Raw genomic sequence first — 15,225 nt, 5'->3', positions numbered from 1 at the left:
GCGCGGTACCGTGGATCTGTTGCTGATGTGGCCAGAGTGAAGAGTGGGCGATATGGATGTGTGGGGATCCCGCCGCTTCCGGGTACGGGGTGCGATCGCACTCGCGGGTGTGGCAGCCGTCGCGATCGCGATGGGGTCATGTGGTTTTCGGGAGCGATCGACGGGTGCGGAGGCGGTGGTCGAACGGTTCACCACGCTGATCGACAAGAAGGACTATGACGGCGCGTCACGGCTGACCTCCTACCCGGCGGGTGCCTCGGCAACGCTGAAGCAAGTCTTCGAGGGGCTCGACTCGGGCAAGCCCGACTACCGCGTGACCCAGTTCACCGGACTGAACGGTACGACCGGACTCTTCTCCATGACCGGCGCCTGGAACTTCGGCGACAAGCGGGACTGGAAATACGACCTGCAGGGCACCGTGCGCAAACTCAGTGTGGGCTGGCGCATCTCGTGGGATCCGGCCATGGTCATGCCGCAGCTGGACGCCAAGCGCAGCGCCAAGCTGGTGCGCACCTTCGCCACCCCCTCGCCCCGGGTGAACGACATCGTCGGCCAGCCGCTCATGACCGAGCAGACCATCAATGTGGTCCAGCTGGACCCGGCCAAGATCACCGACCCGGTCGCCTCCACCAACGCGCTGGCCGCCGCCATCGCCCCGGTCGCGCCGCTCATCGACGGACCGTCGCTGATGCAGCAGCTCGCGGCCGCGCAGGGCAAACCCTTCGTCGCGGTCAACCTGCGCGACGGCGACTTCAATATCCTCGAGCCGCGCATGGCCCCGATCCCGGGTGTGGTGCTGCTGAAGCAGCCCAAACTCATCTCCGCGGACCGCCGGGTCTGGTCGCCCATGCTCGACGCGCTCACCAAGGTGTGGCAGGACGATCGCGACGCACACTCCGGCTGGGGCGTGCAATTGTTCGAGCCCGACGGCCGTTTCGTCACCCAGCTGGCCGGCGAGCAGGGCCCGCCCGGACCCGACATTCCGGCGACCATGGATCAGCGCCTGCAGCGCGCCACCGAGGACGCCGCGGTGAGCACCGGCTCGCCCACCTCGATCGTGGCCATCCAGCCCTCCAGCGGGGCCCTGGTCGCAGTGGCGCAGAACAGTCAGGCCAGCGAGCACGGCAATATCGCCTTTACCGGGCAGTACCCGGTCGGCGGCATGATCGAGCTGTTCAAGAACGTCGCGGCGGTGACCAAACACAAAGCGCCGCAGGATGTCTCGGTCGGTGACGCGGCGGACGCGGCCAGCCTGCTCGGCATCGGCATCGACTTCAAGGTGCCCGGCCTCGACGAGACCACCGGCCGGCTGCCCACCGGCAAGAACGCCGCCGAGAACGTGGGCCGCGGCAATGCCGCCGACTCGCTGCTGGCCAGCCCGTGGGGCATGGCCATCGCGGCGGCCGCCATCGCCAAGGGCCAGGTGCCCAAGCCGATGATCACCATCGGTCAGCCCGCCACCACCGAGGCCGACCTGGCCGCACTGCCCGGCGAGGCCACCGACCGGCTGCGCGGCATGCTGCGTGACGGGGTCGGCGCGCCGGAGATGGCCAGCCTCAACAGGTATCGCGATGTCCAGGCCTTCGGGGCCACCACCGGCAACAACGCCTGGCTCATCGCCACCATGGGAGATCTGGCCTTCGCCATCCACATCGACGATCCGGACAGCGGGGATCTCACCGCGCGGGTGGCGGCGCGCCTGCTCCAGTCGCTGGCCTCGCCCGACTGACGAGAGTGCGGTACCTGCTACGTCAACGAGAGCGCAGCACCTGCACGGCGGCGCGCCAGCCGATCAGGAACAGGGCCAGGAAGGTCGCGGCCACCAGGAAGAAGCTGACGGCGAGGCCCTGATCGGATGCGGCACGCAGCAGCATGCCGCCGACCAGGGTGCTCAGCCACACGATCACGCCGGTCGGCCATACCGCGCGGCCGTCGAAACGTCGTACCGCGCTCACGCCTTCCCGGCCCGCCGCCAGCGCCAGCGCGATCACCCAGCCCAGCAGCAACCCCGTGCCGAACGGCCAGACGGTGCGCAGCAGCCCCGCGCCGATCGCCTCGTCGTGACTGCGCCGCCCGATCGCACAGAACACGACCACGAGGGCGACATCGACGACGAATGGCACGAGTTTCTTCACGCGGCACAGGGTATCGGGCGTCCCGGGTGCGCCTGTGCAGGGACACTCCACTCTGGCCGGTCACGCCGGACGGGATGGGTCAGGCCGACGCCGTGTCCGGATCGGCCGGCGGATTGGACCGGCGCCGGTCGGTGACCAGCGAATTGCCGCGCTCCTCGAATTCCTTCTCGAGCTCGGCGTCATCGGCCTGTGGCTTGCGGTACAGGAAGAGGAAGACGATCCAGCCGACGATCGCAACCAGGATGAAGCTGATCAGTCGGTAGAGGAACGCGGCCGCCACGGCCTGCGCGGCCGGCAGCCCGGCCGCCGCGGTCAGCGAGTAGATGAGGGTGGCGTCCACGTAGACGATGCCGCCCGGCGCCAAAGGAATGGTGCCCACGGCCTTTCCGGCCGCGAAGGCCAGCATGAGCCCGGCCCAGTGCGGATCCGCGCCCACCGCGTAGCAGGCGAAACCCAGGCAGGCCACATCGGCGAGCCGGTGCACGAGCGCCCACACCGCCACCCACGCGCCATCCCGTTTGCCCAGATCCACCGACTCCAGCTGGGTCAGGATCTCGGCCACCTTCTCCATACCGGCGTCGGCGGGCTTGCGCCGAATCCGATTGACCAGGTGCAGGATTCGCTGCGCCAGCGCCTGCACCCCGCCGGGGTGGCGAGAGACGTAGTTGAAGGTCCAGATCAGCAGGGCGACGGTGCCCAGCGTCAGAATCACCTTGCCGGGGCCGACCCGGTCCCCGGACAGCACCGCACCGAACAGGCCCAGCAGCGTCAGCCCGGCCGCCGCGATCACGCCCGACATCACCAGCTGCCATGACGCCACGATCGGGCTGGCGCCCCAGCGCCGGGTCTGCCGGTAGGTGAAGGCGGCCGAGAACACCTGGCCCGCGGGCAGCGTCAGCGACATACCGGTGGAGCCGTACACCACCGACACCGATTTCCGCTGGCTCACCTCGACGCCGCCGGCGTGCAGCAGCTGTTTCTGAATGCGACCGAAGCCACTCATGGAAAACGCCGCCATGACGATGCAGGCGGCGACCCATCCCCAGTGGATTTCGGTGAGGTTCTTCCAGGATTCGTGCAGGCGCGGATATAGATATATGCCTTCGGAAATCAGCAACGCCGCCAGCGCGGCGCCGAGAACCCATTTGGCCCACCAGAACCTGCCACGGTGCGAGTCATCCGCGGGCGGCGCAGGATCGCCGGCCAGCTCACCATGGGCCGTCACGCCGTCAGCCTAACGAACTCGCCGCCGCCTCGTCTGCTTCAGCCGGGTCGGTGCTTTCCCGCGGCCAGGCCAACCGGGTTTTCCGGCGGCGCCCGCGCAGTTGCACCTCTTCGCCGGTCTGCCAATGCCGCTGCTCGTTCTCATCGGCGAAGAACAGTGCGCTCGACGAGGTCAGGACGCGTTCCGGGCGGTCCTTGGCGAGTTCGGTCAGGCGCGACGCCTCGTTCACCGGATCACCGATCACGGTGTATTCGAAACGATTTGCACCGCCGATATTCCCGGCCACCGCGAGCCCCGCGGAAACACCGATTCCGATATCCAGCCCGGCTACCTCGCGCAGGGCTTCACGCAGCTCACGGGCCGCGGCGAGCGCCGCGGTCGGCGCGTCGGGGCGATCCAGCGGGGCGCCGAAGATGGCCAGCGCGGCATCGCCCATGAATTTGTTGATGAGCCCGTGGTTGCGGTCGATGACATCCACCACCACACGGAAGAACTCGTTGAGCAGACTGACCACTTCGGTCGGCGGGCGTTCCGCCGCGGTCGCGGTGGAACCGACCATATCCACGAACAACACCGCCACGAATCGGGTTTCACCACCGAGTTCGGTACCGTACTCGAGCGCCCGGCGCGCCACGTCCTCACCGACATGCTGACCGAACAATTCCTGCAGTTCCCGGCGCTTGGCGGCCTCACCCATCATTCGGTTGAAGCCAACCTGCAGCAGCCCGATTTCCGAACCGTCGAAAACTTCCACCTGGACATCCCGCGCACCCTCCTGCACGCGGTCGATGGCCTGGCTGAGCTGGCGAATCGGATCGGAAATGGAAGAGCCGGTGAGCATGGAAAGCGCCAGCGCCTGCATGATCACCACACCGCACAACAGCAGAATCGAGACCGCCAGCGACTGTGCGGAAAACTGGACGCGAGAAGAAATCTGGGTGACGCACAGCAGCACGATGGCAATCGTCGGCGCGAAGGTGCCCATGCCCCAGGTCATCGCCATCCGGGTGCCGACGCCCGCGGTCAGGGTGTGGTCGAACGCCCCCGTGGTCAGCGCCTCGGCCGCGACCGGCCGCAGAATCCGTTCGCCCAGCATGTAGGTGAAGCCGAAAACGATGGTGGCGGCCATACATTCGGTGACGATCACCGCCGCGGCCAGCTCCGGGGTGCGCACGATGATGACCGAGGCCAGCACGCCACCGCCGATCAGCCACAGCACCAGATGCACGATGGCCTGCCGCAGCGGGGCGTGCAGCGCCGCCATCTGCTCCTGCCGCGACGGCGGCCCGCCGCGCATCTGCCACCGCATGACCGGCCGCAGCATGAGCGCCGACGCGGTCACGCTCAGGAACCCGCCGATCACGAAGACCAGGCCCGGGATCAGCAGCCCGGTCTGCCGGGTCGCACTGGTCCCGCCCTCCGGAACCGGCAGCCCGTATTGAATGAAGGCCCACACCAGGACAGCGCCGAAGGCGTTGGCCGCCAGCATCGAAGCCAAGTACAGCGGCCAGCGGGTATGCATGGTCTGTTTGACCGCTTCCAAGGGCGCTGACACGATCACCAATCTAGCTTCCCCGCCTCTCCGGGGCTTCAGCGCGCAACTGAGAGCCGTCGACCGCTGGGGACGCGTGCCGGCGGACCAGAGCCGAACCAATTCGGCGGTACCCGACGAGTTACCCCTGGCGCAACGAAATCAGGCGTCACCTCACCGATCGAACGAAAGACCGTCAGACGGGTAGGGACTCTTGCCACGCTGGTTTTGCAGCCGCCGTGATACGGACACAACCCAGTAGGCTCGCTGAAGTGAGCGAGGTGCAGGCAGGGTCCGGCAGATCGAGCGAATCCGGCGGAACGCGCCGGCGCGATGTGGAGGCGGTGCACCCCATCGTGCGGCAGACCGCCGAGTGGTGCTGGCGGCTGCTGATCATCTTCGCGGCGGTGCTCGCGGTGGCCTACCTGGCGCGGCGACTCTCGACGGTCACCATTCCGATTTCCATCGCGCTGCTGGGTGCGGCCCTGATGGCGCCGCTGGTCAATTGGATGCAGCGGTTCGGGGTGCCGCGGGCGATCGGGGTGTTCGTGGCGCTGGTGGGGGCGCTCGGTCTGCTCGCCGGAATCATGACCTTCGTCGTCGAGCAGTTCGTCTCGGGTGTGCCGCAGCTGTCGGACGAGTTCAAGACCTCCGTGCACCAGGTGCAGGACTGGCTGATCAACGGTCCGCTGCACCTGAGCAACGACCAGATCCGCAATGCGGGCGACACCATCGTCAAAACCGTCGAGTCGAACAAGGACGCGCTGACAAACGGGGCGCTCACCACCGCCACGGTCATCGGTGAATTCTTCACCGGCACGTTCCTGACCCTGTTCATCCTCATCTTCTTCCTCTACGGCGGCGACCAGATCTGGGAGTTCGTGACCCGCATCGTCCCGACCCGGCACCGGGCCAAGGTGCGTCAGGCGGGGCGGCTGGGCTTCGGCACGCTGACCGGCTTCGTCCGGGCCACCGTCATGGTGGCGGCGGTGGACGCCATCGGTATCGGCGCGGGCCTGGCCATTCTCAATGTTCCGCTGGCGCTTCCGCTGGCCTCGCTGGTCTTCATCGGCGCGTTCATCCCGATCGTGGGTTCGTTCATCGCCGGTTCGGTGGCGGTCTTCATCGCGCTCATGACCAAGGGCATCGTCACCGCGCTCATCGTGCTGGGCATCACGGTGGCGGTCATGCAGCTGGAAGGCCATGTGCTGCAACCGCTGCTGATGGGCCGTGCGGTCCGTATCCATCCGCTGGCCGTGGTGCTCGCCATCGCGGCGGGCGTGGTGCTGGCGGGTCTCGCGGGCGGTCTGCTCGCGGTGCCCTTCGTGGCGGTGCTCAACACCGCCCTGCGCTCGCTGCTGGCCGATTCGCCCGACGAGCTCTATCAGGACCTGCACACCGGCGACCCGAGTAAACCCATGTTCAGTGCCGAACCCGACACTCCCGACCCGGACCGCTACAAGGTGCCGGTACCCGTGGCCGAGGACGACCACGAGACGCCCCCGAAGCCCGCGGGCGGCAGTGGGGACGCCGGGAACTGACGGTGACGCGGGGGACCGAGGAGCCCGATCCCGTCTGGGCGGCCACCGCGCCGCTGTGGCGGGCGGTGCAGGCGTTCCGGCTGGTCACCCTGCTGTACGCGGTGGGCCAGCAGATCGCCTCGGTGTCGTACTACAGCAATCAGCGGCTGAGCTGGGCGCTGATCGCCGTGATGGCGGTGTGGTCGGGGATCTCGGCGGTGCTGTTGTCGCAGTGGCGGATCCGGCACGAGCCCCGGGTGCGCACGGCCGTGGTGGTCGGCGACCATGTCGTGGTCATCGCCCTGATCTTCGCTACCCGGCTGGTCGCGCCGTACGACTGGTATCACCACCATCAGACCCTGCCCACCACGCTCTGGGCCGCCAATGCCGTTGTCTCCGCGGCGATTCTGTGGGGACCGTTCGGCGGTGTCTGCTCGGGTCTGCTCATCTCCGCCGCCGTCATCACCGCGCGGGCGCAATGGGACTTCGACGTGTGGCGCGATGCGACGCTGCCCGTTCTGATCTCGGTGGGTCTCGCGCTGGGCCTGGCCTCCGATACCGCCCGCCGCGCACACGCGCAGTTGCGGCGCGCCGTCCGGCTCACCGCCGCAGCCCGGGAACGCGAACGCCTGGCCCGCGAGGTGCACGACGGAGTCCTGCAGGTACTCAGCTATATCAAGCGCTGCGGCAATGAAATCGGCGGCCCGACAGCCGAACTGGCGCAGCGCGCGGGCGAGCAGGAGGTGGCGCTGCGGGTGCTCATCTCCGAACAGGGCGATCGCATCGACCTCGGGGGCGCGGAGGAGGATCTGCGACCGCTGCTCACCGCCCAGGCCACTCCGTCCGTCTTCGTGTCCACCCCGGGCCATCCGGTGCCGCTGGGCCATCGGACGGCCCGCGAGGTCGCCGCCGCCGTGGCCGCCGCCCTCGCCAATGTGGTCCAGCACGCCGGTCCGGGCGCGAAAGCGTATGTGCTGTTGGAGGATACCGGCGACGAGCTCGTCGTGAGCGTGCGCGACGACGGCCCCGGCATTCCGCCGGGCCGGCTCGCCGAGGCCGAAGGGCAAGGGCGCATGGGTGTTTCGCGTTCCATCGTCGGACGCATCGCCGCCCTCGGCGGCACGGCGCAGCTGCTGTTCGAGCCGGCGCCCGCGGACGGTGAGGGCACGGAATGGGAGTTCCGCGTGCCTCTGGAACCGCGGCACTGAGGGCCCTCGATCGGTGACACCGAGCACCCTCGAACGGCCACAATGAGATCGGAGGTGGACATGACCGACTCGGATGCCGGCATCACGGTGATGGTGGTGGACGACCACCCCATCTGGCGGGACGGGGTCGCCCGCGACCTGGCCGAGGCCGGATTCGACGTGGTGGCCACCGCCGACGGCGTGCGCGCCGCCGGAGCCCGTGCGAGCGCCGTGCGACCGGCGGTCGTGCTCATGGACATGCAGCTTCCCGACGGCAACGGCGCCGACGCCACCGCCGAGGTGCTGCGGGTCTCCCCGCGCACCCGGGTTCTCGTGCTGTCGGCCTCCGCCGAACGCGACGACGTGCTCGACGCCATCAAGGCCGGCGCCACCGGTTACCTGGTCAAGAGCGCCTCGGCCACCGAACTGCTGGACGCCGTCCGCGCCACCGCGGCGGGACAGGCCGTCTTCACCCCGGGTCTGGCCGGTCTGGTGCTGGGTGAGTTCCGCCGGATCGCCAGCACTCCCGCCGAACGCGACGAGCCGCACCGCCCCGCCCTCACCGACCGCGAGACCGAGGTGCTGCGCATGGTGGCGAAGGGCTTGTCCGCCAAGCAGATCGCCACCCGGCTCGGGCTCAGTCACCGCACCGTGGAGAACCACGTGCAGTCCACGCTGCGCAAACTGCAGCTCGGCAATCGCGTCGAGCTGACCCGCTACGCCATCGAGCAGGGCCTCGAGTAGGGGGCCGGTTCAGGGATTGCCCTGATGCGGTGACGGCCCCGGGCTGGTTAGCCTCGAAGCATGGGAGGTCCTGAAGCGGTTTCCGCGATCGTGACCGGCAACGCCGTGATCGGCGACCGGGATCTACGGGTATCTGATGTCGAACGCGAACATGTCGGCCGGCTGCTGCAGCGCGCGGTCGGGCTGGGCATGCTGTCGCTGGGGGAATTCACCGAGCGCATGGACACCGCGCTCGCGGCCAAGACCCGCGGCGAACTCAATGCGGTGCTGATCGATCTGCCGGGCGTCCGGCTGGTCGGGCAGCCCGCCCCCGCCGGGCAGCACTTCGTGCAGCCGCCGCCCCGGTACGCGACCGCGCACCGGATGCCACCGGCCGCGCCCCCCAATGTGATTCGCGGACGGCTGTCGAGCGTGGAGCGCAGGGGCGCCTGGCACGTGCCGCCGGCGCTGGCGATCAACAGCATGCTGAGCAGCGTGCGCCTGGACTTCACCCAGGCCGTCATGTCCACCCAGGTGGTGGAGATCCACGTGAACGACACCTGCAGTTCGGTCGAGCTGATCGTGCCGGCCGAGGCCACCGTCGACCTCAGCGCCATCGACCTGATCGGCTCCAGCGCCAACACCAAGGTGCGCAACGGCCCGCCCATCGGGCCGCTGCACCTGGTCGTGCACGGCACGCTGCGGTTCAGCTCCGTCACCGCCAAGCACCCGTTCGGCACCAACTGGAAGCGACTCCTCAACGGGGCGTGACCGCCGGCCCGAGGTCCCGGCGTCGCGGAATCGGGCGCGGCGGCAGGCGGATCCGGGCGGTAGGGTCACGCACATGGTGGATGGCGTCCCGGCCCCGGAGGCAGTGCATCGATCCGGCAGCGGCGAGCCGTTGCTCCTGCTGCACGGTGTCCTGCTCACCTGGCAGTCCTGGGGAGCGGTGCTCGACGAGTTGGCCACCGGTCACGCCGTGCTCGCCCCCACGCTCCCGGGCCACTGGGGCGGACCAGAGGCCGGCCGGCCCGCCACCGTGGCCGCCCTGGCCGACCACTGCGAGCGCCTGCTCGACGAATCCGGTTGGGACACCGCGCATATCGCGGGCAATTCGCTGGGCGGCTGGATCGCGCTGGAACTCGCCGCCCGCGGCCGCGCCCGATCCTGCACCGCCATCGCTCCCGCGGGCCTGTGGCGCACGCCTGCCGCCGCCGACTCGCTGCTGCGCAAGTTCCGGGCCTTCGGCTCGCTCATCGGCCTGGGGCCCGACCGCCAGCCGAGCATGCCCTCGCTGCTGCGCAGCCTGCTGCTCCCGCTGCTCGCCGACCGTCCCGCCATGGTGCCGAATCCGCTGGCCAAGGCCATGACCGCGGCCATCACCGAATGCGCCATCGCCGACGACCTGGCCGAAGATCCGGATCTCCCAACGGGTTTCACCCGGCTGAGCGAACTGGACATGCCGACCACCATCCTGCTGCCCGAGCGCGACCGCGTGCTCCCGCCCCACGTCTACGCCCCGCTGACCTCCACATCCGCCGTCGAGGTGCGTCCCCTGCCCGGCCTGGGCCACGTACCCATGCTCGAGGCCCCGGACCTGATCACCGCCGAGATCCGCGCCACCATCGCCCGCGCCGAGGCTCCTGCCCGCCGCGCCTGACCCGGAGTCGGGGCCGCTCGCATCGATTCGGGTGGCCCGCATCGAATCGGGTGGTAATCGCCCGCCGCGCGGGTGTTTCTACCCATGTGAGCAGTGGGTGTCCTGCTGCTCGTGGTGGGGACCCGCTGCGCGCGGGCGTTCGGCGATATGGACTTCGGCGTGCGCTCCGCATAGCGCGGAAAGGTCCGTGTAGAGCGCGAAACACGAAGGCCCGGCCGAGAATTCGGCCGGGCCTTCCTGATGTCCGGATATCAGTCGTGGTTCTGGCGGCGGAGCAGTTCGTTGACGCTCACCGTGTGTCCGTCGCTGCCCCGATGCTTGGCGTCCTCGTCCGGATTCTCGGTGGGCGGGCGACGCCGTGAGGAGCGCAGATCCGACATCCACTGCTCGATGCTGCTGCGGCCGGGGCCGTCCTGCCGCGCATCCTGCGCGGCGTGGTGCGTCGGATGCTGTTCCTCGGCAGCGGTTTCCGCGAGCTGTTCGGTGGGCGCGCTCTGGTCCGGCTCCGGCGGGTGCGGCTGGTACAGCTGCGCCCGGGTGGCCGGATGCGGCGGGATCTTCGGCATCGAGGGCGGCAGCACTCGCTCCGAACCGACCACCGGTGCGGGCGGCTGTGAATCCACGGGCGCGGCAGGCGCTCCCGGCTGGGAGACCGACGGCATCGGGTTCACCGGAGCGACCGGCGGGGCCACGGCGGGCGGCGGAGCCGCGAAGCCCCCGTCCTGACTGCGTGCCGCGCTGTCGGCGACCGGCTCGGGCGCACGCTGCGGTAACCCGCCACCGGCATTCGCGGATCCCCGTGCCGGAGAGGCGAAGTCGCCGATGGGGTGCGGGGCCATCGGGCCGCGGGCCGCACCCGGACCGGTGGGGTTGGCGCCCAGACCGGTGCGGCCGGAACCGAGATCGGTGGTCGGCGCGTCCTCCGAGGCCGTGCTGATGCGCCGGGGGGCGATCGGCGGGGTGACTTCCGCCGGTGCGGCGGCGCCGATTTCGCTGACCGGCGGCGCGGGCGGCTCGGGGGCCGGCTCACCGATGCCGCCGGGCTTGGCGAAGGCCGGCGCCGTGGTGGTCGACGGGGTGACGCCGTGGCCGGGACGCATGGCGGCGGACGGGAATCCGGGCGCGCGGCGCTTGGTCTCCGGGGCGGCCGCGGAGCTGTCGGCGGGCGGCGTGGGCTCCGGGGTCTGCGGGGTCTGTGGGGACTCGGTGCGCTGGGCGGGCTCCGAGGGCTGGACGGGCTCGGCCCGCTCGACCTTGTCGATGCGCTGGGTCGGGGCCTCGCTGTCCGCGTCGACGGTGCGCGCCGGGCGCGGCTTGCGCGATCGCGCCGGGGCGGCCGTGCCGTCGGACAGGATCGGGATCTGCATGGTGACCGGGTCGGTGATCGGGGTGGTCTTCACCAGGTCGACCAGCTCGCCGCCGCCGGGTCGCTCATCGTCGAGGATGGGTTCGCCCAGGCCGATCTTCTGCTGGATCTTCTTCATCCACTTGGGCGCCCACCAGCAGTCGTCGCCGAGCAGCTTCATGGTGGCCGGAACCAACAGCATGCGCAGCACGGTCGCGTCGATGAACAGCGCCGCCACCATGCCGTAGGCGATGTACTGCATCATCACCAGGTCGGAGAACGCGAACGCGCCCGTGACCACCAGCAGGATGAGCGCGGCGGCGGTGATGATGCGACCGGTCTGCGCGGTGCCCGCGCGCACCGCCTCCGTGGTGCTCGCCCCCTGCGTCCGGGACTCGACCATGCGGGAGAGCAGGAACACCTCGTAGTCGATGGATAGGCCGTAGACCACGGAGATGATCAGCACCAGCACCGGCGACATGATCGGCTGCGGGGTGAAGTTCAGCAGGCCCGCGCCGTGGCCGTCGATGAAGATCCAGGTCAGGATGCCCAGCGTGGAACCCAGGCCGAGCGCGCTCATGAGCGCGGCCTTGATGGGCAGCACCAGCGAGCCGAAGGTGAGGAACATCAGGATGGTGGTCACCAGCACCACCAGCGCGATCATCAGCGGCATGCGATCGACCAGCTGATCGATGCTGTCCTGCATCATCACCGGGGTTCCGCTGATCATCACCTCGGCGCCGTCCGGGACGTCGATCGACCGCAGGTCGGCGATGGTCTCGGTGATGTCGCTGCCCTTTTCCAGCGGCCGCGAGGTCGTCCACACATTGGAGCCGTTGGGCGGCGTCTGCGGGAGCGAGAACGTGGTCTTCGGCTGCAGTCCGCGGGCCTGGTTGGCCTCGTTGAGGATGGCGCCGATGTCCTTCGGGTTATCGGTGATGATGACCAGCTGGACCGGGTCGGCCTTGCGCAGCGGGAAGGTCTCGTCGAAATGCTGCTGCGCCAGGCGGGTCGGATTGTCCGGCGGCAGATAGGTTTCGCTGATACCGCCGAACTGCAGGTTCTTCACCGGAATGATCAGCAGCAGCAGGCCGATGGTCAGCGGGATGGCGACCTTGAGCGGATGCTTCATGACCCAGGCGGTGAGCTTGCCCCAGAAACCGTTCTCGATCTGCTCGGTGGTCTTGGTCTTGCGGAACCGCTTGAGCCCCAGCGCATCCACGCGCGGACCCAGAATGGACAGCAGCGCGGGCAGGATGGTGACCGCGGACGCCGCGGCCAGTGCGACCGTCGCGATGGTGCCGTAGGCGACCGACTTGAGAAAGCCCTGCGGGAACAGCAGCATGCCGGCGCTGGCCGCGATGATCATCGTCGCGGAGAACATCACGGTGCGGCCCGCGGTCACAACCGTGCGCCGCACCGCCGCCTTGGTGTCGTAACCGTCGGCCACTTCTTCGCGGAAGCGGCTCACGATGAACAGGCCGTAGTCGATCGCCAGGCCCAGGCCGATCATCGAAACTACCGGGGAGACAAACGAATTCACCTCGGTGAACTTGGTGATCGCCATGACGATGCCGTTCGCGCCGAGCACCGTGAGACCACCGATGATGAGCGGCAGCGCCGCCGCCACGATTCCGCCGAAGATGAAGAACAGCAGGACGGCCACCACCGGAATGGCGATGATCTCCATGCGCTTCTGGTCCTGCGCCATGGTGTCGTTCAGCGTGCCCGCGACCGGCTGCAGTCCGGCGACCTCGACCTTGACGCCAGGAATGTAGAAGGCGTCCTTCACCTTCCGGTAGTTCCGCACCATGTCGGTGTCGTTGTCGCCCTTGATGGCGATGGAGGCGAAGGCGTGCTTGCGGTCCTGGCTGGCGGCCTGGGCCAGCTGCTGACCGGTGTTGGTCTTCCACGGTGAGCCGTTGACCTGACTGATCTCCGGGTACTTCACCGGCAGGTTGTTCAGGTTGTCGATGATCTTCTGATTCCATGCGGGATCATCGACGGTGTCACCGTCCGGCGCGGTGTACAGCACCACCACGTCGCTGTTGTGATCGCGCCCGTACACCTGGTCCTTCAGGACCGCGGCCTGAGAGGACTGGGAGTTGGGGTCGAACCATCCGCTGGAGCTGAGATGGTCCTCCAGCCCGAATCCGAAGGCTCCGAGCGAGAGCATTGCCGCTACGACGACACCGAGCACGGTGTAGCGCAGCTTGTAGACCAGGTCGCCCCAGCGGGTGAACACTAAGCGACTCCTTGAGCGGGGCGGGAGGTGAGCAGGGCCGACAGCGGCCGGAACGGCTGCAGCCACGCACCCTCGTCGGGCAGCGAGTCGAGGCTGACCCGGGGCAGCGGTTCACGGAACACGCCCGGGATGTCCTCGAGGTCGATGAACTCGAGAATATCCGACGTGACCGCCCAACTCGCGTGCTCGCGGAAACCCAGCACCTGAACTGGCACGCCGGAGCCGGCGATCTCCTCGAGCGGGGCGCGGAACGCCTGCCCGTCGGCGGAGGCCACCATGATCCCGGCCAGACCCGCGCCGCGACGGCGCAGCTCGATGTGGGAGAGCATGTCGCTGTCCACATCGGAGTCTTCGTCGATCTTGGGTTTGGCGAAGACGGCATAGCCGACATTGCGCAACGCCTCGACCCAGGGGCGCACCACATCGGCGGTGCCGGGGGCGATATTGGTGAAGACCGTGGCCTCGGGTTCGACCCGGGTGGTGCTGCCCACCGACAGTTCCGCGGTGCGTGCCAGCAGCCAGCGGCCCAGCGCGTCGAAGCGCGGGCGATAGGCGGCGGTCGGGCGTCCGCCGAGGATGGCGCCCAGGCCCATGTCGAGGTTCGGCGCATCCCAGACCAACAGGACGCGGCGCACATCGGTGGCGGTGCCGCCCAGGGCGACTCCGGCGTTGCCGTGGAGCCCTGTGGTGCCCGATAATTCGGTCGAATCGCTGCCGTGCATTATTCCGGCAACTTCCGACACCCCGTGGGCCATCTCACTGACGCTCATGATTCGATCTTCCCCCAGATGAACTCGGTGATGGCGCTACCCGCGCGGAGTCCTTTGCTTTCGAACTTGGTAATCGGGCGTTCGAAACCAATCGGTGCTTTATTTCGGTAGGCCTCGGGATCCCCTCCGGTCGGCTCGTTCATGCCGATGAGCTGGGATTCCGCATTTCCGTAGCGGCCGATCCACTCGGCGTAGTCCGCATGGTCGGTCGCCACATGCAACACGCCACCCGGAATCAGCCGACTTGCGATGAGTGTGAAGGTTTCCGGCTGCAACAGCCGCCGCTTGTGGTGCCGCGCCTTCGGCCACGGGTCCGGGAAGAACACGCGCACCCCGGTCAGCGATTCGGGAGCAATCATATTTTCCAGGACATCCACGGCATCGCCGCGCAGCAGCCGGACGTTGTCGATGCCCTCGCGGTCGACGCGCTGCACCAGCTGGGCCAGGCCCGGCTTGTAGACCTCGATGCCGATCAGATTGAACTGCGGCTCGGCCTGCGCCATGGCCGCGGTGGCGGTGCCGGTGCCACAGCCGATCTCGATGATCAGCGGCGCCGAGCGCCCGAACCAGGCGTCGGCGTCCAGCTTTTCGTCGGAGACGTCCTTGCCGATCACCGGCCACACCCGATCCCAGGCGTCCTGGCGGGCGGGCGATACCGCGCCGCGGCGGGCGCGGAAGCTGGTGACCCGGGGGTAGAGGCGGTTGCCCGCGGGCCGATCCGGCTGGCCGATCGCGGCTTCCGAGTGATCGGCGTCACCGTTGGGCCGGGCGGGCCGCGGCCCGGGAACTGGCTCGGCAGTGTGGTTCGCGGCGTCGTTCACGGCGTCCATTGTCCAGTATCGGGTAGTTCGCGCAGCAATCGACCACGGTTGCCGCGACCGCGA

12 protein-coding genes are annotated in these 15,225 nt (G+C 68.9%); 6 read left to right on the top strand and 6 right to left on the bottom strand.

Annotated features, from left to right (window positions below; translation table 11 throughout):
* Positions 1 to 52: 52 nt before the first annotated feature.
* Positions 53 to 1,729: an NTF2-like N-terminal transpeptidase domain-containing protein gene (locus tag ABZ909_RS03075; protein WP_356995956.1), complete on the top strand. Its 1,677-nt coding sequence runs from the start codon at positions 53 to 55 to the stop codon at positions 1,727 to 1,729.
* Between the two features lie 22 nt (positions 1,730 to 1,751).
* On the opposite strand, the gene ABZ909_RS03070 is transcribed toward ABZ909_RS03075, so the two are convergent.
* From ABZ909_RS03070 to ABZ909_RS03060, 3 genes are all read right to left on the bottom strand, one after another.
* Positions 1,752 to 2,135: a DUF3054 domain-containing protein gene (locus ABZ909_RS03070; protein WP_356995955.1), complete on the bottom strand. Its 384-nt coding sequence runs from the start codon at positions 2,133 to 2,135 to the stop codon at positions 1,752 to 1,754.
* 79 nt (positions 2,136 to 2,214) lie between these two features.
* Entirely contained in the window at positions 2,215 to 3,360 is a 1,146-nt protein-coding gene (locus ABZ909_RS03065) for a YbhN family protein (RefSeq protein ID WP_356995954.1), read from the bottom strand.
* A gap of 4 nt (positions 3,361 to 3,364) precedes the next feature.
* Positions 3,365 to 4,882, bottom strand: coding sequence for an adenylate/guanylate cyclase domain-containing protein (locus ABZ909_RS03060; protein ID WP_356996294.1), 1,518 nt, complete (start codon positions 4,880 to 4,882; stop codon positions 3,365 to 3,367).
* A gap of 290 nt (positions 4,883 to 5,172) precedes the next feature.
* Between ABZ909_RS03060 and ABZ909_RS03055 the strand changes: the two genes are divergently transcribed.
* From ABZ909_RS03055 to ABZ909_RS03035, 5 genes are all read left to right on the top strand, one after another.
* Positions 5,173 to 6,432 carry an AI-2E family transporter gene (locus ABZ909_RS03055; protein ID WP_356996293.1) on the top strand — a complete coding sequence of 420 codons (1,260 nt, stop codon included), beginning with the start codon at positions 5,173 to 5,175 and terminating at the stop codon, positions 6,430 to 6,432.
* A 2-nt stretch (positions 6,433 to 6,434) separates the two neighbouring features.
* Complete coding sequence (locus tag ABZ909_RS03050) at positions 6,435 to 7,619, top strand: DUF5931 domain-containing protein (RefSeq protein WP_356995953.1); 1,185 nt, start codon at positions 6,435 to 6,437, stop codon at positions 7,617 to 7,619.
* A gap of 60 nt (positions 7,620 to 7,679) precedes the next feature.
* Positions 7,680 to 8,342, top strand: a complete 663-nt coding sequence (locus tag ABZ909_RS03045; protein WP_356995952.1) for a response regulator transcription factor — start codon at positions 7,680 to 7,682, stop codon at positions 8,340 to 8,342.
* Positions 8,343 to 8,450: 108 nt separating this feature from the next.
* Complete coding sequence (locus ABZ909_RS03040) at positions 8,451 to 9,092, top strand: DUF1707 domain-containing protein (RefSeq protein ID WP_356996292.1); 642 nt, start codon at positions 8,451 to 8,453, stop codon at positions 9,090 to 9,092.
* A gap of 73 nt (positions 9,093 to 9,165) precedes the next feature.
* A complete protein-coding gene (locus tag ABZ909_RS03035) occupies positions 9,166 to 9,981 on the top strand; it encodes an alpha/beta fold hydrolase (RefSeq protein ID WP_356995951.1) in 816 nt (271 codons plus the stop codon).
* Positions 9,982 to 10,232: 251 nt separating this feature from the next.
* Here ABZ909_RS03035 and ABZ909_RS03030 read toward each other — a convergent pair whose 3' ends face one another.
* Genes ABZ909_RS03030 through trmB form a run of 3 tightly spaced genes read right to left on the bottom strand, consistent with a single transcriptional unit; the run spans position 10,233 to position 15,171 of the window.
* Entirely contained in the window at positions 10,233 to 13,571 is a 3,339-nt protein-coding gene (locus tag ABZ909_RS03030; protein WP_356995950.1) for an MMPL family transporter, read from the bottom strand.
* Positions 13,571 to 14,341, bottom strand: coding sequence for an NYN domain-containing protein (locus ABZ909_RS03025; RefSeq protein WP_356995949.1), 771 nt, complete (start codon positions 14,339 to 14,341; stop codon positions 13,571 to 13,573). Before ABZ909_RS03025 ends, ABZ909_RS03030 begins: the two co-directional genes overlap by 1 nt.
* Positions 14,338 to 15,171, bottom strand: coding sequence for a tRNA (guanosine(46)-N7)-methyltransferase TrmB (gene trmB / locus ABZ909_RS03020; protein ID WP_356995948.1), 834 nt, complete (start codon positions 15,169 to 15,171; stop codon positions 14,338 to 14,340). The genes ABZ909_RS03025 and trmB overlap by 4 nt, the downstream gene beginning before the upstream one ends.
* Positions 15,172 to 15,225: the final 54 nt, after the last annotated feature.

The organism is Nocardia sp. NPDC046763, from assembly GCF_040645495.1.
GTDB lineage: Bacteria > Actinomycetota > Actinomycetes > Mycobacteriales > Mycobacteriaceae > Nocardia.
Note: the sequence above shows the minus strand (reverse complement) of the source record. Positions and strands in the feature narration are given on the sequence as shown.